General features: G+C 68.7%; 22 protein-coding genes. 6 read left to right on the top strand and 16 right to left on the bottom strand.

All coding sequences use genetic code 11. The annotated features are described in order from the left end of the window. Positions 1–20: 20 nt before the first annotated feature. Together GGR24_RS07575 and GGR24_RS07570 are read right to left on the bottom strand one after the other, a co-directional pair. The gene (locus tag GGR24_RS07575) at positions 21–260 is read right to left on the bottom strand and encodes a hypothetical protein (protein ID WP_183394741.1); all 240 of its coding nucleotides are present in this window, start codon (positions 258–260) and stop codon (positions 21–23) included. Positions 261–523: 263 nt separating this feature from the next. Beyond that, positions 524–958 carry a winged helix-turn-helix transcriptional regulator gene (locus GGR24_RS07570; protein ID WP_183394740.1) on the bottom strand — a complete coding sequence of 145 codons (435 nt, stop codon included), beginning with the start codon at positions 956–958 and terminating at the stop codon, positions 524–526. Positions 959–1,027: 69 nt separating this feature from the next. On the opposite strand from GGR24_RS07570, the gene GGR24_RS07565 reads away from it, so the two are divergent. Then, complete coding sequence (locus GGR24_RS07565) at positions 1,028–1,843, top strand: SDR family NAD(P)-dependent oxidoreductase (protein WP_183394739.1); 816 nt, start codon at positions 1,028–1,030, stop codon at positions 1,841–1,843. An 8-nt stretch (positions 1,844–1,851) separates the two neighbouring features. Here the strand turns inward: GGR24_RS07565 and GGR24_RS17765 are convergent, their stop codons facing one another. Both GGR24_RS17765 and GGR24_RS07560 read right to left on the bottom strand, forming a co-directional pair. Further along, the gene (locus GGR24_RS17765) at positions 1,852–1,977 is read right to left on the bottom strand and encodes a hypothetical protein (protein WP_281375321.1); all 126 of its coding nucleotides are present in this window, start codon (positions 1,975–1,977) and stop codon (positions 1,852–1,854) included. A gap of 193 nt (positions 1,978–2,170) precedes the next feature. Continuing rightward, on the bottom strand, positions 2,171–3,880 hold the full coding sequence (locus GGR24_RS07560; RefSeq protein ID WP_183394738.1) for a catalase: 1,710 nt from the start codon (positions 3,878–3,880) through the stop codon (positions 2,171–2,173). Between the two features lie 189 nt (positions 3,881–4,069). On the opposite strand from GGR24_RS07560, the gene GGR24_RS07555 reads away from it, so the two are divergent. Beyond that, positions 4,070–5,011 (top strand): glutaminase, encoded by a 942-nt coding sequence (locus tag GGR24_RS07555; protein WP_183394737.1) that lies wholly within the window; start codon positions 4,070–4,072, stop codon positions 5,009–5,011. 124 nt (positions 5,012–5,135) lie between these two features. Next, the gene (locus GGR24_RS07550) at positions 5,136–5,612 is read left to right on the top strand and encodes an SRPBCC family protein (RefSeq protein ID WP_183394736.1); all 477 of its coding nucleotides are present in this window, start codon (positions 5,136–5,138) and stop codon (positions 5,610–5,612) included. A 43-nt stretch (positions 5,613–5,655) separates the two neighbouring features. Here GGR24_RS07550 and GGR24_RS07545 read toward each other — a convergent pair whose 3' ends face one another. After that, positions 5,656–7,965 carry a DNA translocase FtsK gene (locus GGR24_RS07545; protein WP_183394735.1) on the bottom strand — a complete coding sequence of 770 codons (2,310 nt, stop codon included), beginning with the start codon at positions 7,963–7,965 and terminating at the stop codon, positions 5,656–5,658. 246 nt (positions 7,966–8,211) lie between these two features. Between GGR24_RS07545 and GGR24_RS07540 the strand changes: the two genes are divergently transcribed. Next, a complete protein-coding gene (locus tag GGR24_RS07540) occupies positions 8,212–8,589 on the top strand; it encodes a c-type cytochrome (protein WP_183394734.1) in 378 nt (125 codons plus the stop codon). 41 nt (positions 8,590–8,630) lie between these two features. On the opposite strand, the gene GGR24_RS07535 is transcribed toward GGR24_RS07540, so the two are convergent. From GGR24_RS07535 to sbmA, 9 genes are all read right to left on the bottom strand, one after another. Further along, entirely contained in the window at positions 8,631–8,825 is a 195-nt protein-coding gene (locus GGR24_RS07535) for a hypothetical protein (protein ID WP_183394733.1), read from the bottom strand. Between the two features lie 84 nt (positions 8,826–8,909). Continuing rightward, positions 8,910–9,791: a 3-hydroxybutyryl-CoA dehydrogenase gene (locus tag GGR24_RS07530; protein WP_183394732.1), complete on the bottom strand. Its 882-nt coding sequence runs from the start codon at positions 9,789–9,791 to the stop codon at positions 8,910–8,912. 138 nt (positions 9,792–9,929) lie between these two features. Continuing rightward, a complete protein-coding gene (locus GGR24_RS07525) occupies positions 9,930–10,874 on the bottom strand; it encodes an electron transfer flavoprotein subunit alpha/FixB family protein (RefSeq protein WP_183394731.1) in 945 nt (314 codons plus the stop codon). A 1-nt stretch (position 10,875) separates the two neighbouring features. Next, positions 10,876–11,625 (bottom strand): electron transfer flavoprotein subunit beta/FixA family protein, encoded by a 750-nt coding sequence (locus GGR24_RS07520; protein ID WP_183394730.1) that lies wholly within the window; start codon positions 11,623–11,625, stop codon positions 10,876–10,878. A 174-nt stretch (positions 11,626–11,799) separates the two neighbouring features. Then, positions 11,800–12,537 carry a rhomboid family intramembrane serine protease gene (locus GGR24_RS07515; RefSeq protein WP_183394729.1) on the bottom strand — a complete coding sequence of 246 codons (738 nt, stop codon included), beginning with the start codon at positions 12,535–12,537 and terminating at the stop codon, positions 11,800–11,802. Positions 12,538–12,643: 106 nt separating this feature from the next. Continuing rightward, positions 12,644–13,213 carry a cob(I)yrinic acid a,c-diamide adenosyltransferase gene (locus GGR24_RS07510; protein ID WP_183394728.1) on the bottom strand — a complete coding sequence of 190 codons (570 nt, stop codon included), beginning with the start codon at positions 13,211–13,213 and terminating at the stop codon, positions 12,644–12,646. A gap of 4 nt (positions 13,214–13,217) precedes the next feature. Next, complete coding sequence (locus tag GGR24_RS07505; protein WP_183394727.1) at positions 13,218–13,412, bottom strand: twin transmembrane helix small protein; 195 nt, start codon at positions 13,410–13,412, stop codon at positions 13,218–13,220. A 45-nt stretch (positions 13,413–13,457) separates the two neighbouring features. Beyond that, positions 13,458–13,967, bottom strand: a complete 510-nt coding sequence (locus tag GGR24_RS07500; RefSeq protein WP_183394726.1) for a TspO/MBR family protein — start codon at positions 13,965–13,967, stop codon at positions 13,458–13,460. A gap of 37 nt (positions 13,968–14,004) precedes the next feature. Further along, positions 14,005–15,270 (bottom strand): peptide antibiotic transporter SbmA, encoded by a 1,266-nt coding sequence (gene sbmA, locus GGR24_RS07495; RefSeq protein WP_183394725.1) that lies wholly within the window; start codon positions 15,268–15,270, stop codon positions 14,005–14,007. An 89-nt stretch (positions 15,271–15,359) separates the two neighbouring features. On the opposite strand from sbmA, the gene GGR24_RS07490 reads away from it, so the two are divergent. Further along, entirely contained in the window at positions 15,360–16,040 is a 681-nt protein-coding gene (locus GGR24_RS07490; protein ID WP_183394724.1) for a phosphotransferase, read from the top strand. A 27-nt stretch (positions 16,041–16,067) separates the two neighbouring features. On the opposite strand, the gene GGR24_RS07485 is transcribed toward GGR24_RS07490, so the two are convergent. Both GGR24_RS07485 and GGR24_RS07480 read right to left on the bottom strand, forming a co-directional pair. Further along, positions 16,068–17,744 carry an acyl-CoA dehydrogenase family protein gene (locus GGR24_RS07485; RefSeq protein ID WP_183394723.1) on the bottom strand — a complete coding sequence of 559 codons (1,677 nt, stop codon included), beginning with the start codon at positions 17,742–17,744 and terminating at the stop codon, positions 16,068–16,070. A 42-nt stretch (positions 17,745–17,786) separates the two neighbouring features. Continuing rightward, on the bottom strand, positions 17,787–18,734 hold the full coding sequence (locus GGR24_RS07480) for a DMT family transporter (protein WP_183394722.1): 948 nt from the start codon (positions 18,732–18,734) through the stop codon (positions 17,787–17,789). Between the two features lie 130 nt (positions 18,735–18,864). On the opposite strand from GGR24_RS07480, the gene GGR24_RS07475 reads away from it, so the two are divergent. Further along, a complete protein-coding gene (locus tag GGR24_RS07475) occupies positions 18,865–19,836 on the top strand; it encodes a YihY/virulence factor BrkB family protein (RefSeq protein WP_246398158.1) in 972 nt (323 codons plus the stop codon). The last annotated feature ends 28 nt before the right edge of the window (positions 19,837–19,864 follow it).

Below are 19,864 nucleotides of genomic sequence, written 5' to 3'. Positions count from 1 at the left end.
TCCTGTGAGCCCCGGAAGGCTTACTGGCGCCAGCCGAGCTGCGACGGCTCGCCGTTGCGCGCCGTGCGGGCGTTCCGCTCGTCGCGGGCCGCGTCGCGGCGCTCCGACACGGTCCCGGTGTAGCCGCGATCCTGCGTCTGGGCGATGGCCGCATGGCCCGGATAGGTTTCCTGGACGCGCGCCCAGTTGATGCCCGGATCCGCGAGCGCGGCAGTTGACGCCAGGGCGAGCGCGCCGGCGGCGATGACAAGGGTCTTCATGACCTTCTCCTGTTGTGCGGCGGCGTGGGCCCCACGCCGCGTGTTCCGCATAGTTAGTCGGGCTGCATGACGCCGGAATAGGCGCGGCCGCCTAACCTCTTTGCATTTTTGCTTGAGGCGAGACTATCGCGTTGCTCGGGCATAGCAACGGCTGACAGGCGGAAAGCATCGCCTGCGAATAATTTGAGCGCACGCAGAATCTAAGCAGTCGGAGAACCGTCTAAGCTTTGGGCGTGACGCTTTTCACGCCGCCGCGAGAGCAATCAGTCGATCACCCGGAGCGGCCGGGTCCCGAGCGGAGCGCCGGTCGCGGCGTCGATCGCCAGCGGATGGACCTCGGCGCCGGTCTCGGCGTCGACCAGCCTGGTCATCGGCGCCCCGCCCGCATGGTGCTTCCGCGCCCATGCGCCGAGCAGCTGCAGCACGGGCAGGAAGTCGCGGCCCGCCGCCGTGAGCACATACTCGTCGCGCGGCGGCCGCTCGCTGTAGCGGCGTTTCTCAAGAAGCCCGTCATCGGTGAGCGCCTTCAGTCGACGCGACAGGATGTTGGGCGCGACGCCCAGGCTGGCGCGGAACTGGTCGAAGCGCGTCGCGCCGAGCGCGGCGTCGCGCAGGATCAGCATGCTCCAGGCGTCGCCCACCCGGGCGAGGCCGCGGCCGATCGGGCAAGGCCCGCAGGAAAGTTTTTCAGCGTCCATTGCAAAAAGATATCGACTCGTTACCATAATGCAAGTGACGTATCGGCGTCGCCCACAGGAGACTCTTCCATGAATGCGGCAGTCCAAGGAACGGCGCTCATCACCGGCGCCTCCAGCGGCATAGGCGCGACCTATGCGGAGAAGCTTTCGGCCAGAGGCTATGACGTGATCCTGGTGGCGCGCGACGAGGCGCGTCTGCGCGCGCTCGCCGACCGGATCACCGCCGCCACCGGGCGAAGCGCCGAGACGCTGCGGGCGGACCTCATCGACCGGGCGGAACTTGCCGCCGTCGAGCGCCGGCTCGCCGAAGATGCGGCGATCACGCTGCTGGTGAACAACGCCGGCATGGCGCTTGAGGGCGGTCTGTTAGGCAGTCAGCCTGGGGCGATCGAGCGGCTGATCGCGCTCAACGTCACCGCGCCGACGCTGCTGGCTTCAGCCGCCGGCAAGGCCTTCGTGGCGCGCGGCCGGGGCGGGATCATCAACATCGCCTCGGTGCTGGCGCTGGCCCCGGAGGCGTTCGACGGCGTGTATAGCGGGTCCAAGGCCCACCTGCTGAACCTGTCGCTTTCCCTCGCCGCGCAGGTCGAGGACAGGGGCGTCCGGGTCCAGGCCGTACTGCCGGGCGCGACGCGCACAGAGATCTGGGAGCGCGCCGGAAAGGACGTGAACGCCTTCCCGCCCGAGATGGTGATGGAGGTCAGCGACCTCGTCGAGGCGAGCCTGGTGGGATTCGAACGCGGCGAGACCGTCACGATCCCGCCGCTCGCCGACGAAGCCCAGTGGACAGCGATGAACCAGGCGCGACTCGCAATGGGGCCGGGCCTGTCGCGACGCGAGGTGGCGGCCCGCTATCTGGGCCCAGCCCAGGCGAGCGCCGCCTGAGGACGCGGTCAATCGGTGGAGGTGAGCCGCTTGCGCTCGGCCCGGGAGAGACCGGAGTTCAGTCGGGTCAGCACGTAGACCACCAACGCGACGCCGAACCCGGCCATCAGGAACAGTTCGAGCATTCCCATCATAAGCTACTCCCCTGTCAGGAGGGCGACCCCGACCGGCCGCCCACACCTGTCTTTGAGCTTGGGCCGCCCACCCTGATGACAAGCGCGCGGCCCCTTATGCCCTTGCGGGAGCGTTAATTTTCTCCGCGAGGCTCGCTCGCGCGTCCCGAACAGAGACGCGCGAGCGCCCAGGAGGTATCCCAGCGCCTGCTCGCTACTCCGCGGCCTGATCCATCTCCTTCTGGGCGATCCGCCCGGAGAGCACCTCGTCGGCCGTGGCGCGGTGGTTCTTCACCGAACTCGTCCACTGCCCCCAGACCGAGCCGTCGATCTTGTCGCCGTTCCGGCCGAGGTTCTGCAGCCGGCGCTGGTCCTCTTCGGTCAGCACCTGCTTGGGAAGGGGCTGAAGGTGCGCGACGTCAGCCGCCGACATTCCCAGCCCCTCAGCGACGCGGCCGCCATACTGGTCGTGCACCAGGAAGAAGTGCCACAGCATCCGCTCCTGCACGTCCCGTTCGCACTGGCCGAGCTGGTCGATCATGTTGTGCACGAGGTCGTCGCGCTCCCAGTCCATCATCGTGCAGAAGCGCGCGCGGGCCTGGACGTAGTCATTGCGGCGCTCGATCACGCTGCGCGTCAGCCGGCCGTGGATCTCCGGCGGGTTGTTCGGCGCGTCCTCGGCGCTCTCGCTCAGACCATTGTGGATCGACGGCTCGAAATTGACGTGCGGGTTCTGTCCGGGGGCCACATCCCGGCGGAACGACATCTGGCCGCCGGTGAGATTGGTCGCGACATTCGCGTGCTTCGGCTGGTTGACCGGCAGCTGGAGATAGTTGGTGCCGACGCGGTACCGCTGGGTGTCCGAATAGGAGAAGGTGCGGCCGACCAGCATCTTGTCATCCGAGAAGTCGAGGCCGTCGACGAGCACGCCGGTGCCCATCGCGATCTGCTCGTTTTCGTTGTGATGATCCTGGACGTTGCGGTTGAGCGTCATGACGCCGACGTGGCGGAGCGGGAAATCCTTCTCGGGCCAGATCTTGGTGTCGTCGAGCGGGTCCCATTCGAGCTCCGGATGATCATGGTCCTCCATGATCTGGACATACATGTCCCACTGCGGATGGTCGCCGCGCTCGATGGCCTGGTACAGATCCTTCGAGGCCGAGCCCAGGTCCTTGCCCTGCACCTTCTCGGCCTCCGCGGCGGTGAGGCTCGCCACGCCGCAGCGCGGATGGAAGTGGTACTTCACCAGGACGGTGTCGCCCTGCGCGTTGACCATCTTGTAGGTGTTGACCCCGAACCCTTCCATGTGGCGGTAGCTGGCCGGGATGCCGCGCGGGCTGAACAGATGCGTCAGCATGTGCATCGATTCAGGCGTCTGGCTCATGAAGTCGAAGATGCGGTTCGGCTCCTGCCGAAACGTGATCGGGTCCGGCTTCAGCGAGTGGATCACGTCCGGGAACTTGATCGCGTCACGGATGAAGAAGATCGCGAGGTTGTTGCCGACGAGGTCCCAATTGCCGTCCTCGGTGTAGAACTTCACCGCGAAGCCGCGCGGATCTCGCGCCACCTCGGAGGAGTCGCGGCCGCCGATCACGGTCGAGAAGCGGATCGCGAGGGGCGTTTTCTTGCCGGCCTCGCTGAACAGCTTGGCGCGGGTGTATTTGGACGCCGGCTCGTCGCCGATCTTGCCGGTGACCTCCAGCTCGCCGTAGCAGACGAAGCCGCGCGCGTGGACCACGCGCTCCGGAATCCGCTCGCGGTCAAAATGGGTGATCTTCTCGAGGAACTGATAGTTCTCGAGCGTGGCCGGGCCGCGCGCGCCCACCGTTCTCTGCGACTGGTTGTTGTGGATCGGGTGGCCTTGGCGGTTCGTCAGGGTCTTGCCCTGAGACGCATCACCCGTGCGGTTGCGGTCATCGCCCATCTCGTTCCTCCGGTTTCGCGAGCTGCGCCGTCCGCTCCCTTCCGCCTCGAGGCGATCGTGGGGCGCGGATCCCGCCGACCCGATCCATAGGAAACGCGGGCGGGCGAGCTTTGTTTCCGCCTGCCTGAATCGTGATCTGGCCACCCGAGCGCCCACCGGCTAAAGCCCGGGCGGAGCAGGAAGACACCGATGGACGCCGGCGTGCCAGACCTTCAGACCGTGGTGCGGGAGATCGCGCAGGAGATGCGCGAGCGCACGGATCGCGGCGAGGTCGCGAGCTACATTCCGGAGCTCGCCCGGGTCGACCCCTCAGCGTTCGGGATTGCGGTGATCGACGCTGACGGGGAGGTCGCGGCCGGCGGCGACAGCGACACGCCGTTCTCGATCCAGAGCATCTCGAAGGTGTTCACGCTGACGCTCGCGCTCGGCAAGGCCGGCGACCGGCTCTGGCGGCGCGTTGGGAGGGAGCCCTCGGGCAGTCCGTTCAACTCCATCGTCCAGCTCGAGAACGAGCGAGGCGTCCCGCGCAACCCGTTCATCAACGCCGGCGCCATCGCCGTCACCGATCTGATCCTGTCCGGTCATCAGCCGCGCGAGGCGCTCGGCGAGATCCTGCGCTTCATGCAGTTCCTCGCGGACGATTCGACCATCACGATCGACAAGGCGGTCGCGGCATCGGAGCAGCGCACCGGCTTTCGCAACGCGGCGCTGGCGAACTACATGAAATCCTTCGGGATCCTCGACAATCCCGTCGCCTATACGCTCGGCGTCTATTTCCACCACTGCGCGATCGCGATGTCGTGCCGCCAGCTCGCAATGGCGGGGCGCTTCCTGGCCTATTCGGGCCGCAATCCGTCGACGGGCCTCACCGTGGTGCCCCCCGAACGCGCGCGACGGATCAACGCGATCATGCTGACCTGTGGCCATTACGACGGCTCGGGCGAGTTCGCCTACCGGGTCGGACTGCCGGGCAAGAGCGGCGTGGGCGGCGGCATCCTGGCGGTCGCGCCCGGCAAGGCCTCCATCGCCGTGTGGGCCCCGGGGCTCGACGCCTCGGGCAACTCCCATCTCGGCCGGATCGCGCTCGAAATGCTGGCCAAGCGCATGGGCTGGTCGATCTTCGGCTCGTGATCGTTCGAGGCGCCTGCGCTCCACGACTCGCGGGGCGTGGCCGCTCATCTTTGCAACCTTCCTCGCCGCCCTATGCTGGACGCAGCGGCGCACAGACCGTCCAGCAAGAAGGACAAGTGAGGACATGCTCAAGCGATTGTTTTCCGCCGCGGCGCTGGCGGCGCTCGCCGCCTCGCCGGCGCTCGCGGCCGAGGTCACCGAGGCGACGCCCGTCAACGCCACGCCCGACAAGGTCTGGGCCACGATCGGCGGGTTCTGCGGGATCGCGAACTGGCACCCGCTGGTCGAAGCCTGCCAGCTCTCGACGCAGGGCGGCAAGAACATCCGCACGCTCAGCCTGAAGGGCGGCGGCGCCATCGTGGAGGAGGAGGTCGGCCGCGACGACGCCCGCATGGCGTACAGCTACCGCATCCTCGAAAGCCCGCTGCCGGTGGAGAGCTACGTCTCGACCATCCAGGTCGAGCCGTCGGGTTCGGCGGGCTCCACGGTCACCTGGACCGGCTCGTTCCAGCCGAAGGGCGCGAGCGAGGCCGACGCCAAGACCGTCATCGACGGCATCTACGTGAAGGGCCTCGCCGGCATCGTCGACAAGAGCACCTGAGTCTGATCGGCCGGAGCGCCCCGCGCTCCGGCCGCCGGGCCCGTCAGCCTCCCCGGAAGATCTCGCGCTTGCCGGCGTGGTTCGCGGCGCCGACGATGCCTTCCTGCTCCATGCGCTCCATGAGGGAGGCGGCGCGGTTGTAGCCGATCTGGAGACGGCGCTGGATGTAGGAGGTCGAGGCCTTCCGGTCCCGCAACACGACCGCGACGGCCTGCTCGTAGAGGTCGCCGGACTCCTCGCTGAACTCGCCGGCGTCGAACACCGCGGCGTCCGGCTCCTCCCCCTCGCCGGCGGCCTCCTCGTCATCGGCGGTGACCGCCTCGAGATATTCGGGCCGGCCCTGCAGCTTGAGATGGTCGACCACCTTCTCGACCTCCGCATCGGCCACGAACGGCCCATGCACGCGGGTGATCCGGCCGCCGCCCTGCATGTGCAGCATGTCGCCCTGGCCCAGGAGCTGCTCGGCGCCCATCTCGCCGAGGATGGTGCGGCTGTCGATCTTGCTGGTGACCTGGAAGGAGATCCGGGTCGGGAAGTTCGCCTTGATGGTGCCCGTGATGACGTCGACCGAGGGCCGCTGCGTCGCCATGATCAGATGGATCCCGGCCGCGCGGGCCATCTGGGCGAGCCGCTGGATCGCGCCTTCGATGTCCTTGCCGGCCACCATCATCAGGTCGGCCATCTCGTCGACGATGATGACGATGTACGGCAGCGGAGACAGGTCCATGACCTCGTCTTCGTAGATCGGCTGACCGGTCTCGCGGTCGAAGCCGGTCTGGACCTGGCGCGTGACGGTCTCGCCGCGCGCGGTCGCCTCTGCGGCGCGGGCGTTGAAGCCGTCGATGTTGCGCACGCCGAGCTTCGACATCTTCTTGTAGCGGTCCTCCATCTCGCGGACCGCCCATTTGAGCGCGACCACCGCCTTCCGGGGGTCGGTCACGACCGGCGTCAGCAGATGGGGAATGCCCTCATAGACCGAGAGCTCCAGCATCTTGGGGTCGACCATGATCAGCCGGCATTTCTCGGGCCGGTGCATGTAGAGCAGCGACAGGATCATGGTGTTGATGGCGACCGACTTGCCCGAGCCGGTGGTGCCAGCCACCAGCAGGTGCGGCATCTTGGCGAGGTCGGCGATCACCGGCTCGCCGCCGATCGTCTTGCCGAGGCACAGGGCGAGCTTGTGTTGGGTCGCGCCGAAGGCGGGGCTCTCGAGGAGCTCGCGCAGAAACACCGTGTCGCGGCGGGCGTTCGGCAGCTCGATTCCGATGACGTTGCGGCCCTCCACCACGGCGACGCGGGCCGAGATCGCCGCCATCGAGCGGGCGATGTCGGAGGCGAGCGCGATCACACGGCTCGACTTCACGCCAGGCGCGGGCTCGAGTTCATAAAGGGTGACGACCGGACCGGGATTGGCGTCGATGATCTCCCCGCGCACGCCGAAGTCCTGCAGGGTCTGCTGCAGCTTCACCGAGTTCCGCTCGAGCGCCTCCTCCGAGTGCTCCTCGTTGGGCTCGTTCTCGGCGGGAAGCGCCAGCAGATCGAGCGGCGGGAGCTCGTAGACGTCCGAGCTCTTCGCGGCCGCGCGGGGCGCCGGCTGCGTCGACGGGGCAGGCGCTGCCGCGGGCGCCGGCCGGCTTGCGGCCTCCCTGGCCTCGACGGCGGCGACCGGACGGCGCGCCGGGGCCGGCGTGGCCGGCGAGACGGGGGCGACCGGCGCGGGCTTGGCCTCCAGAGGCGCCGGGGGAGGGGCCGCCGGACGCGGCGCCTCCGTTCCGCCGAAGGAGGCCCGGTAGGTGACCGGCGCAAAGCTCGCGAAGGGCTGGCCCAGCGAACCGGTCAGGAAGGAGCCCACCGTCGCGCTCGGCGCCTCGGCGCGATCCTCTTCGGGGGTCGCGTCGGGCCGGTTGTCCTGGATTTCGGTCCGCAGCGGCGCCGGCGGCTCGCCGACGCGGATCGCATGCTTGAGGCGACGGATCGTCTGGGGCGCCGTGCGGCGCGGTCCGGCCTCGCCCTCGAACGCCATGCCGGACATGGCTTCGGCGGCGGCCTCCGGCTCGATCGGGTGGGCGGCTTCGGGAATCGAGGGCAGGCGGTGGCGACCGCGCAGGATGCTGTCCGGGGTCCGCGTGAAACGGGTGTTCGGGCCGCTCGCGAACGGACGCAGCCAGCTCGGGATCGGAACGCCGGTCGGGCTGCTTTCGGGCGCGGGCGGAACCGGCTCCTCGACGGGCTCCGCGGACCGGCGTTGCCGCAGCATGGCGTCCGGCGTGCGGCCGACGCGAACCTCTCCGGTGGCCCGCTTGGCCGCCGGTTTGACGTCTTCGGAAGCTGGCGGCCGCCCGGTGAAACGCATGACTCGCAACCCTTCTCGAAGCGGCCTCGACGCCGCTCTTTCCCGTCGCTCCATAAGGAATGGTCAGCGTTAACGAAGGATGGACCGGGCCCCGCGGCGCCCTGCTGTCCACAAGCCGAGGCGTCGGATCGCCGTCGACGAGCACATTGGAAGAATTCAAACAACGCGCGATATTTCCACCGCGCGGATGTCCGCGTGACAGACGTCCGGCCGCCAAGAAGACCGGGCGCAGGGAGGAGCTACGGGATGATACGAACACTCGCGTGGGCGACGGTCGCGCTGGCGATGTCGGCCGGAGGGGCGGTCGCGCAGGACGCCGCCGCCGGACAGAAGGTCTTCGCGCGCTGCAAGGCGTGCCACGAGGTCGGCCCGGACGCAAAGTCCAAGGTCGGCCCGGCCCTGCAGGGCGTTGTCGGGCGTCCGGCGGGAAGCGTCGAGGGCTTCGCCTATAGCGACGCCATGAAAGCCAAGGCGCCGGAAATCGGCGCATGGGACGAAGCCAAACTGTCGGCCTTCCTCGCGGATCCGAGCGGCTATCTCGGCGGCCCGAGCAAGATGACCCTCAAGGTCCCGAACGAGAAGGACCGGCAGAACGTCATCGCCTATCTGGCTACGCAGAAGTAGGCGGCGGCGTCCGTCACGGCCGGGGCTCCGGCCGTGACCCGCTAGGCCATACGGTCGAGGGTGCGGCCCGTTTCCGGGGCCGTCTGGGCTTTGCCTGTCTGAGCCGCCTCGGCGACGAGGTCGGCCATCGCCTGCTGCTGCTGATTCGCGATCTTCAGGGCCGCCACCGCGAAGCCGTCGCGGGTCTGCCGGGCGACGCTTGCGATCGCCGAAGCCGCGAGAGAGCTCATGTCCATCAGGGTCGCTCCGCGAGTGACCCCGGACGTTGGGCCGCGCGGGTTAAAGAACGGTTGAACCGTCGCGCGCGTCCGCCCGGAAGCTCAGCGCGTGGGAACCGGGTGTTCGCCCCGATAGTCGTAGAAGCCCCGCTGCGTCTTCCGGCCGAGCCAGCCGGCTTCGACATATTTCACCAGCAGCGGGCAGGGCCGGTACTTCGAATCCGCGAGTCCGTCGTGGAGGACCTGCATGATCGACAGGCAGGTGTCGAGGCCGATGAAGTCGGCGAGTTGCAGGGGGCCCATCGGGTGGTTCGCGCCGAGCCGCATCGCCGTGTCGATGGCGTCGACCGAGCCTACGCCCTCGTAGAGCGTGTAGATCGCCTCGTTGATCATCGGCAGAAGAATGCGGTTGACCATGAAGGCCGGGAAATCCTCGGACACCGCGACCGTCTTGCCCAGCTTGTCGATCAGCTGCTTCGCGGCTTCGAAGGTCTCGTCTTCGGTCGCGATGCCTCGGATCAGCTCGACGAGCTGCATCAGCGGCACCGGATTCATGAAGTGGATGCCGATGAAGCGCTCCGGCCGGTCGGTCGAGGCCGCCAGCCGGGTGATCGAGATCGACGAGGTGTTGGTGGCCACCATCGCGTCGGGCTTCAGCGACGGGCAAAGGTCCGAGTAGATCTTGCGCTTGATCTGCTCGTCTTCGGTCGCCGCCTCGATGACGATGTCGCAGTCGCCCAGCGCCTCGTAGTCGCTGGCGAGAGTGATGCGCTTGAGCGCCGCCTGGCGGTCGTCGTCGCTGATCGCGCCCTTGCCAGCCTGGCGCTGCATGTTGGCGTCGATCACCGACAGGCCCGCCTTGGCCCGGTCCGGCGAGATGTCGTTGAGCGTTATGTCGAGCCCGGCCAGAGAGCAGACATGCGCGATGCCGCTGCCCATCTGCCCTGCGCCGATGACGCCGATCTTACGAATTTCCATCGGCATGATGCCCGTCTGACCGTCCATACTGACCCGCGCCGGGACGATCGCCCGGCGCGGCGCGATCTTACGTGCCGCGCCGCACAATGCCAGCGTCGCGACCGTCGCCCCTACGAAAGTCTGGCGCCTGGTGCGCCAGATACGTCACTTCCGCGCTTTGGCCAGCTCCTCGCGGAGCTCCGGGACAGCCTGGAACAGATCCGCCACGAGGCCGTAGTCGGCCACCTGGAAGATCGGCGCCTCCTCGTCCTTGTTGATGGCGACGATCACCTTCGAATCCTTCATGCCGGCCAGATGCTGGATCGCGCCCGAGATGCCGAGCGCGATGTAGAGCTCCGGCGCCACCACCTTGCCGGTCTGCCCGACCTGCTGGTCGTTCGGAGCGTAGCCGGCGTCGACCGCAGCGCGGCTCGCGCCGATCGCGGCGCCGAGCTGGTCGGCCAGAGGCTCGACGACCTCCTTGAACTTGTCCGCCGATCCGAGCGCGCGGCCGCCCGACACGATGATCCTGGCGGAGCCGAGCTCCGGCCGGTCGGACTGGGTGAGCTCCTCGCCGACGAAGGTCGAGAGCCCGGGGTCGGCCGCCGCCGCGATCTCCTCGATCGCCGCGGAGCCGCCGTGACCGGTCGCCTGGAAGGTCGAGGTGCGCACCGTGACGACCTTCTTCGGGTCGCTCGACTTCACCGTCTGGATCGCGTTGCCGGCGTAGACCGGCCGCTCGAACGTGTCCGGCGCCTCGACCTTCGAGATGTCGGAGATCTGCATCACGTCGAGCTTGGCGGCGACCCGCGGCAGGATGTTCTTGCCGGTGGTGGAGGACGACGCGACGAGCGCGTCATAGCCGTCCATCAGGCCGAGGATCAGCTCCGCGATCGGCTCCGCGAGGCCATGCGCGTAGCTCTCGTGGGAGGCGACCAGAACCTTCTCGACGCCCTCGAGCTGCGCGGCCTGCTCGGCGGCGGCGCGCGGCGCCTTGCCGGCGACCAGGATGTGGACCGGCTCGCCGATCTGGCGCGCGGCCGTCAGCGCCTTGGCGGTCGCGTCGCCCAGCGCGTCCTCGTGGTGGTCTGCGAACAGCAGGGTCGCCATGTCAGATCGCTCCCGCTTCGTTCTTCAGCTTCTCGACGAGCTCGGCCACCGAGCCCACCTTGGCGCCCGCCTGACGCTTTGGCGGCTCCACGGTCTTGAGGACCTGCAGGCGCGGCGCGATGTCGACCCCGAGATCGGCCGCGGACTTCTCGTCCAGCGGCTTCTTCTTGGCCTTCATGATGTTGGGCAGCGAGGCGTAGCGCGGCTCGTTGAGGCGCAGATCGGTGGTGACGACGGCCGGCAGCTTCAGCGAGACCGTCTGCAGCCCGCCGTCGACCTCCCGCGTCACCTGGACGGTGTCGGCCTCCGGCGAGACCTTGGAGGCGAAGGTGCCCTGCGGCCAGCCGAGCAGCGCGGCGAGCATCTGGCCGGTCTGGTTGCAGTCGTCGTCGATCGCCTGCTTGCCCATCACCACGAGGCCGGGCTGCTCCTCCTCGACGATCTTGACCAGAAGCTTGGCGACGCCGAGCGGCTCGGTCGGGCCATCGGTCTTCACCAGGACGCCGCGGTCGGCGCCCATGGCGAGGCCGGTGCGGATCGTCTCCGCGGCCTGCGCCGGGCCCACCGAGACGATGACCACCTCGGTCGCCTTGCCGGACTCCCTGAGCCGGAGCGCCTCCTCGACGGCGATCTCGTCGAAGGGATTCATCGACATCTTCACATTGGCGAGCTCGACGCCCGAGCCGTCGGGCTTCACCCGGATCTTGACGTTGTAGTCGACCACTCGCTTGACCGGCACAAGTACCTTCATCGGGCCTCTTCACCTCAGGAGGATCATCGCGCAACGACGCGGAACGCATCGGCCAAAGCCGCACGGGCGCGCGGCCGCTTTCGGACGCCGGGCGGGCGAAAGCGCGGCGGACAGTAGGAGGCGGCCGGAGCCCAAGTCAACGCTGCGGCGCGACCTCAGAAAGTCGCAGAAAGCCTATGCGGGGCCCTCGACGGTCTCGTCGCCGCGCCGCTCGATGCGCGCCGCGAGATCCCGGTCGAACAGCTTCACCTCGGGCCGTTTCAGCGCGACCACCAGCACCGCGCCGGTGAGGAAACCGCCCACATGGGCCCACCAGGCGACCTGCTCGTGGCCCGCGAGCAGAGCGTTGCCGGCCTGGAAGACGACCCAGGCGCCGATGATCCAGAAGGCGCGCAGGCGGACCGGGAACCGGTAGAACACCAGCACCCAGACCTTCACCTGCGGATGCAGCATCACATAGGCCGCGATGACGCCCGCCACGACGCCGGACGCGCCGACCAGCGGCGCGTCCGCGTTGGCGGCGCCCAGCGCGTGGGCGAGCCCCGCCCCCACGCCGCACAGCAGCAGGAACGCGATGTAGCGCAGATGGCCCAGATCATCCTCGACATTGTCGCCGAAGGCCCTGAGGAACAGCATGTTGCCGACGAGGTGCAGCAGCCCGCCATGCAGGAATTGCGAGGTGATGAGCGTGGCCCAGGCGGGCACGACCGCATAGCCCTCAGGCAGCACCGCCTCGGAGAAAAGAACGCTCGGGATCAGGCCGAACGACACCACCGCGCCCGGATGAGCGGGGAGGATCCATCCTGATTGAACGAAGACGTAGACGAGGATGCACGCGGCCATGAAGGCGTAGTTCACCCAGGGCTGCCGGATACGGCGTACCGGGGCGTCGTCCAGGAGAGGGACGAACATGGCGGCGTCTCGTCTCGCCAGGCGCGATCGCCTGCGTCTCCGGGAATATGAAGACGCCCGCCTCAGGCTCCAAGGGGCCGACGCGGCCCGGAGACCGATCCTGGCGCTAGCGTGTCTTTCCGGGCGCCCAAAGCACGTCGCCGGCGCCGAGATTGGCGACGCGCGCGGCCACGAACAGGTAGTCCGAGAGACGGTTGACGTAACGCAGCGCCGCCGACGAGACGGCTTCGCGCGCCGCGAGCGCCGTCATCAGCCGTTCAGCCCGCCGCGCCACCGTGCGCGCCATGTGGAGATGCGCCGCGAGCGGCGTCCCGGCCGGGAGCACGAAGGATCTCAGCGGCTCGAGCCGGGCGTTCAGCGCGTCGATTTCCTGCTCGAGCCGGACCACCTGGCTGTCCACGATGCGCAGCGGCTCGTAGCCAAGATCCTTGCCGTCGTCAGGCGTGGCGAGGTCCGCGCCGAGGTCGAACAGCTCGTTCTGGATGCGGGCGAGCGCAGCCTCGATCTCGGGCTCGGCGGCCGCGTGAAGCCGCGCCAGGCCGAGCGTCGCGTTGGTCTCGTCGATCGCGCCGAAGCTCTCCACCCTCAGGTCGTGCTTCGGCCGGCGCGGCCCGGCGGCGAGGCCGGTGGTGCCGTCGTCGCCGGTGCGGGTGTAGATCTTGTTGAGCTTGACCATGGCGTCAGCGGCCCATGGCCCAGACGGTGATCATGATCACCACGATCGCCACGAACTGCAGGATGACGCGCCAGCGCATCAGCTTCTGCGACAGGTTCGGGCTGCCGCCGCGCGTCATGTTGAACAGACCGATGAGTAGGACGACCGCGACGGCGCCGACGGCGATCGGCACGGCGAAATTGGCGAGGAAGGTGGACATCGCGGCACTCTCGCGAGACGGACGGGACGGCGAAGGGTGAAGGTCTCAGCCGTTGAGGTGGAGGATCGACCCGTTGAGAACGGCCGCGAAGCTCACCCAGGCGAGGTAGGGATAGAGCAGCGCCGCCGCAGGCCCGTCTATCCGACGGAAGCGCACGATCGTCCAGACGATCGCCGGCAGCAGGAGGAGGATGTCCAGAAGCCCGAGCAAGGGGCTGCGGCCTGCGAAGAACGCGAAGGACCATGCGACGTTGAGCGCGAGCTGGACCGCGAAGGCCGTCACCGCGCCCCGCAGGGCCTCGCCTGACCCGCGCACGCAGACCCGCCAGAGCGCGATCGCCATCATGGCGAAGAGCAGCGTCCATACGATCGGAAACGCGACGTTCGGCGGGTTGAAGGGCGGCTTGCGCAACCCCTCGTACCAGGGCGCGATGTTCGGCGTCGTGGCGGCCGAACCGAGCCAGGCCGCGACGCCGCAGACGATCGCCGCCGCCGCAAGGATCAGCAGGGACCGCGACGACGTCCAGGAGGGGCGGACGATCTGGCCGGACGTCATGACATCACTCCAGGGTTGGCGATCGGGAGAGCTCCTATCATGTCCGCGCGCCGTCGGCCGTGACCTCGACCTCCGGCTCCTCCTGGTCGATCGACGGAAGCGGCTCGCCGTAGATGATCGCCTCGAACGCCCGCAGACGCTTGTAGACCGAGAGGAGCTCGACGATCGTCGTCCACGAGTTGATCAGGTACTGGAACGAGCTCCGCACCTGCTCGAAGGCGCTGAGGATCTGCTGCAACGGGCCAAGCGTGATCTTGCCCGCCACGATCGTCGGCGCCAGCACGATGTAGGGGAAGATGTTGTCGACCTGGAGATAGGAGATCCGGGCGACGTTGAAGTAGGCATAGTGGAAGTACAGGCGGAAATAGTTATGCCGGACCCAGGAGAACAACTCCTTCACGGTCTGCGGCTGCGCCCTCGTGGGATCGTCTTCGCCGTAGACCAGCTCCTTGCGGTAGGCGGCTTCCACGCGCTGGTTCCGGAACTGCAGGCCCGGCAGCTTGATGCCGATGAGGGCGAGAAAGCCGGTGCCGAGGATCGACCAGAGCAGCGCCATCACCACCAGCGGATGAGGGACGGAGCCGATGATCGGAACCTCGGTGACCGCCTCGGACAGCCGGACCAGGACCGGCAGGAACGCGATCAGCGTCATGATCGAATCGACGAAGCTGACGCCGAGCCCCTCGACGATCGTCGAGAACCGCATCGTGTCTTCCTGCACGCGCTGCGACGCGCCCTCGATATGCCGCAGCCGCGGCCAGTGCTCCATGTAGAAGTCGTTCATCGCGGTGCGCCACCGGAAGATGTAGTGGCTGACGAAGAACCGGGTGAGCACGCCGACCAGAACGGCGATCATCGCGATGCCCAGGAAGGCCGCGAGCTCGCCGTAGAACTCGCCGATGGTCACCGGCCGCGCCTTCGAGAGCGCAGCCTGCACGAGGTCGTAGAACGGCCCGTACCACGCGTTGATTGCGACCGAGACCTGCACCTGGAAGTAGGTGGTGAACAGAATGAACGCGGAGCCGAGGATCGACCACGGCGCCCAGGGATGGGGCGACAGCATCATCCAGGCCGCGGCGAACATCCCGACCGCCGCGGCGTAGTAGATGTAGAACCAGATGAACGGGCCGGTTAGGAACACGGCCGGCCCGATGACGGGCGGAGCGCCTGCCGCCGGATAGGAGAGGCCGATGACCTTCCCGAGCTCAGAGCCTCCCGCGAACCAGATCGCCGTGGCGATCGCCGTCCAGATCACGACGGACAGGAAGAACGGGCGAGGGTTGGGGAAGAAGGATACGAACACGTCGGCGCCGAGCCTCCGGTGAAAGCAGCGCATCGCGATAGACCCGCCGACCGGCGAGGGCAAATCACGCGGGGCCGACCAAGCCCGCGATGAGGACCGTCGGACCTGAAGAACTGCGCGGCGTGATCGGCCGCGGCCGCATGGCGACGGTCTACGAGCTCGCGGACGGGCGCGCGCTCAAGGCCTACCCGGCCCGGGTCAAGTCCGCCTTCGTGGAGCGCGAATACGCCATCACCCGGGCCGTCCGGGCGGCCGGCGGCCCTGCCTGGCGCGTGGACGAGATCGTCTCCTGTTTCGGGGGGCTCGGGATCGTCGGCGAACGCGTGGTGGGGGAGACCCTCAGCGCGCGTGCGCGCCGGTCGCTCACGGAAGCCGGCAGGGTCGCGGCGGCGCTTGCGGAGGCGAACGTCCTCGTCGCCCGCACCCGCCTGCCCGATCCCACCATCGTGGAACGACGCTGGCGCCCTGCGACCTACCTGAAGATGGGGACCTACAGACGTGACGTGATGGTCGACGTAGGCCTCTGCCACGGCGACCTCAACCTGAGCAACGTGATCCTCCGGCCCGACGGCGAACTGGTCGTGCTCGACTGGGCGCTCGCCTTCCACGGTCCCGTGGTGGCCGACATGTGCCGCTCCAATCGGAGCCTCAGGAAGACCCTGCTGCGCGGCGAGACGGGCCGCCTCTCCCGCCTCGCGAAACGCGCCGTCGCGCTGTGGCACCAGGTCCTGGTCTGCCGGGGCATGCGCTGGCCGATGCTCAAGCTCTGACCGTCTGGCGCGATCGCCGCGCCCGCGTCAGCCCTCGAGCAGCCGACGCGCGATGACCTGCGCCTGGATCTCGGCGGCGCCCTCGAAAATGTTGAGGATGCGGCTGTCGCAGAGCACGCGGCTGATCTGATACTCGAGCGCGAACCCGTTGCCGCCGTGGATCTGCAGCGCGTTGTCGGCCGCCGCCCAGGCGACCCGCGCGGCGAGCAGCTTGGCCATGCCGGCCTCCAGGTCGCAGCGGATGTCGCTGTCCTTCTCGCGCGCTGCGAAATAGGTGATCTGCCTCGCGATCTGGACCTCGGCGGCCATCATGGCGAGCTTGTCCGCGACGCGCGGAAAGTCGGCGAGCGGCTTCTTGAACTGGATGCGCTCCTCGGCGTAGCGCAGGCCGAGGTCGAGCGCCGACTGGGCCACGCCGACGGCGCGCGCCGCCGTCTGGATGCGGGCGCTCTCGAAGGTCTTCATGAGCTGCTTGAAGCCCTGGCCCTCGACGCCGCCCAGCAGGTTCTCCGCCGGGACCTCGAAGCCGTCGAAGGAGATCTCGTACTCCTTCATGCCGCGGTAGCCCAGGACCTCGATCTCGCCGCCTGACATGCCGCGCGCCGGGAACGGGTCTTCATCCGTGCCGCGCGGCTTCTCCGCGAGCAGCATGGAGAGGCCGCGATGGCCGGGCTCGTTCGGATCGGTGCGGACCAGAAGCGTCATCAGGTCCGCGCGCACAGGATGGGTGATCCAGGTCTTGGCGCCGTTGACCCGATAGACGTCGCCCTCGCGCGCCGCGCGCGTCTTGAGGCTCGCGAGATCGGAGCCGGTGTTCGGCTCGGTGAACACGGCCGTCGGCAGGATCGAGCCGTCCGCCAGCCTCGGCAGATATTTCTGCTTCTGCTCCTCGGTGCCGCCTCCCATGATCAGCTCGGCGGCGATCTCCGACCGGGTGCCGAGCGAGCCGACGCCGATATAGCCGCGGCTCAGCTCTTCAGAGACGACGCACATCGCCTCCTTGCCCAGGCCGAGCCCGCCATATTCCTCGGGAATCGTCAGGCCGAACACGCCGAGGTCGGCCAGCTTCTGGATCGTCTCGAGCGGAATGTAGGCGTTTGCGAGGTGCCAGGCGTGGGCGTAGGGCGCCACCTCGGCCTCCGCGAAGCGCCGCATCTCGTCGCGGAACTGGCCGTGGGTCTCGTCGAGCCCGGAATCGCCGAAGCCGGAACGCCCGTCGGCCTGCCGCATAAGCGCGGCCAGCTCCGCCCGCGCCTCCGCGGAGCCGCCGTCCGCGATCAGTTCCGCCCCCGCCTCGCCGAGCAGCTCCGCAGGCCGCGCGGGCGCCAGCCCGAGATCCTGCGCGCGCACGATCTCGCCCTGGTTCATCGGAATGCCCCCGATCACCTGCGCGAGATACTCCGCGGCGCCGACCCGAAGGATGGCCTCCTCGATGGCGCCGTAGCGGCCTTCCTTGGCCAGCCGCTCGCTCCACCGCAGCAGCTCGCGCAGCGCCATCCGGTAGGTCGCCAGCCAGGCGAGGCCGTGCCCGGCGCGCTGCTCGCGCTCGAGCGCGTCGCTGTCGATCCTGCCGTCACGGACCACCTTCGCCCGCACCGCCTCGGTCGCTTCCGCCAGAAGGCTGTCGAGCGCGGGCAATACGGCTTGAAGGCGGGCCGCCGGCGTCTCGGTCGAGGCGGCGGCGGCGGGCTGTGCGGCGGTCATGAATGTCGCTCCGGAAGGGTGCGCAGCCGGCCGCGAGGGGGGTCAGGCGGGCCGGCGCAACGTTTCGGCTGCATCCTCGTCATCGCGGGCCGCTGCGGCAATGCACCCTTCGGCGGACGCCGGAGCGCCTTTCGCGTTGGCCAGCACGACGCCTGCGGCCGCAAGTCCCATGCCAAGAAGCTGCACGGCCGACAGCGTTTCGCCGAACAGCAGGAACGCCTCGAGCACAGCCACCGGGGGCACGAGGAAGATCAGGGTCGCGACCCGCGAGACCTCGCCGCGCTTGATCATCGCGAGCATCAGCATGATCGCGCCGATCGACAGGACCAGCACCGACCAGGCCAGCGCGAAGGCGGCCGCCGGCGTCCAGTTCACGTGGAAGTCCTCCGCGAGCAGGGCCACCGGCGCGGTCAGCATGATCGCCCCTGCATATTGCAGGGTCGCGAGCGCCTTGAGGTCCATCCCTCCGAGCGACCGCTTCTGGTGCAGGGTCGCGGCCGCGACGGCCACCATGGCGAGCACGTTGACGCCGAGCGGGACGAGGGCGCCCGACAGATCGTTCGCCGCGGCGAGCTTCGGCGCGACCACGGCCGCGACGCCGATGAAGCCCAGGCCGACGCCGAGCCATCGCTTCGGGGTCAGCCGCTCGCCGAGCAGGGGACCCGCCGCCAGCACCGTGAACAGAGGTTGCAGCGCGGCGATCAGGGCCGAGACTCCCGCCGGAACGCCGTGGGCGATCGCCCACCAGACGCCGCCCAGATAGAGCCCGTGCAGCATCATGCCGTTGACGAGCGCCCCGCCCCACTCCGAGGGCCTGCGAGGCCAGCGCGTCCCGACCAGGAACGCGACGGGAGCGAGCAGGGCGAGCGCGCCGAGATAGCGCAGCGTCAGGAAGGTCAGCGGGCCCGCATGGGGGGCCGCGAACTTCGCGACGACCCAGCCGGTGGACCACATCAGGACGAACAGTGCGGGCGCGATCAGGGAGGGCATCTGGCGGTCCGGAGCAGCCGCGCTTTTCGCCCGCCGCGGCACTCCGCGCAACCGCGTAATGCTGATGGCCACATCACCGCCCCTGATGTGACGCCGGCGGCCGTCCGGCGCTCCCGGCCAGACTCCCCGCTTGCCCTCGTCGCGCTACATTCACGCCATGATCGCCAAGCCTCGCAACGCGGCCTTGCGGGTCGTGGACATCGTCTGGGAGGCGCTGAAGCGCTTCGATCGCGATGACGGCTGGGCGATTTCCGCGCACATCGCGCTGAACGGGCTGCTCGCGATCTTTCCGTTCCTGATCTTCGTCACCGCGCTTGCGGCTTTTCTGGGCGCCGGGCAGATGTCCGGACAGATCGTCCACATCATCTTCGACACCTGGCCCTCGGCGGTCGCCGCGCCCCTGGCCGGCGAAGTCGACAAGGTGCTCAACGAGCCGCGCGGCGGCGTGCTCACGATCGGCGTGCTGCTGACGCTATGGGTCTCGTCATCGGCGGTCGAGGCGCTGCGCATCGCGCTCGGGCGCGCCTATCACTGCCCCACGTCGAAGCCGATCTGGCTGTCGCGGCTGCAGAGCGTGTGGTTCGTGGCGCTGGGGGCGCTCGGGCTCGTGGTCGTCGCGGTGCTCATCGTCCTTTGGCCGCTCCTCTGGAACTTTGCGATCAACCACCGCTATCTCGGCTGGCTCGTCGCCTTCGAGCTGGCGAGCAACGTCCTGCGATACGCCGTCACCATCGTCGTGCTGGCGATCGCCCTGATCGCCGCGCATCTCTGGCTGCCGGGCGGCCGGCGGAAGCTGGTGGACGTGCTGCCCGGCGTGGTCATCACGATCTTCCTGTTCATCGCCGGCGCGACCATCTTCTCGATCTATATCGCGCGGTTCGCGAACTACGCCTCGACCTATGCGGGGCTCGCCGGAGCGATGACGGCCGTGGTCTTTCTCAATGTCAGCGCGGCGCTGTTCATCCTGGGCGCAGAGTTCAACGCCGTGCTGATGGAGCGCCGGAAGGGCAGGGCCGCCGGATGTACGAACCCCAAGAGCCGCGCAGCCGCCGAGCGGATCGGCGGGCGCGGGCGTCCCAACACGGGCGCGGCGTCGGCTTGAGGCGCACTGCCGCTGCTCTGGCCGGCCC

Origin of the sequence: Hansschlegelia beijingensis (genome assembly GCF_014196425.1) — a bacterium.
Classification (GTDB): Bacteria; Pseudomonadota; Alphaproteobacteria; order Rhizobiales; family Methylopilaceae; genus Methylopila; species Methylopila beijingensis.
The sequence above is the reverse complement of the archived record's forward strand: the minus strand, read 5'-3'. Positions and strand labels throughout refer to the sequence as shown.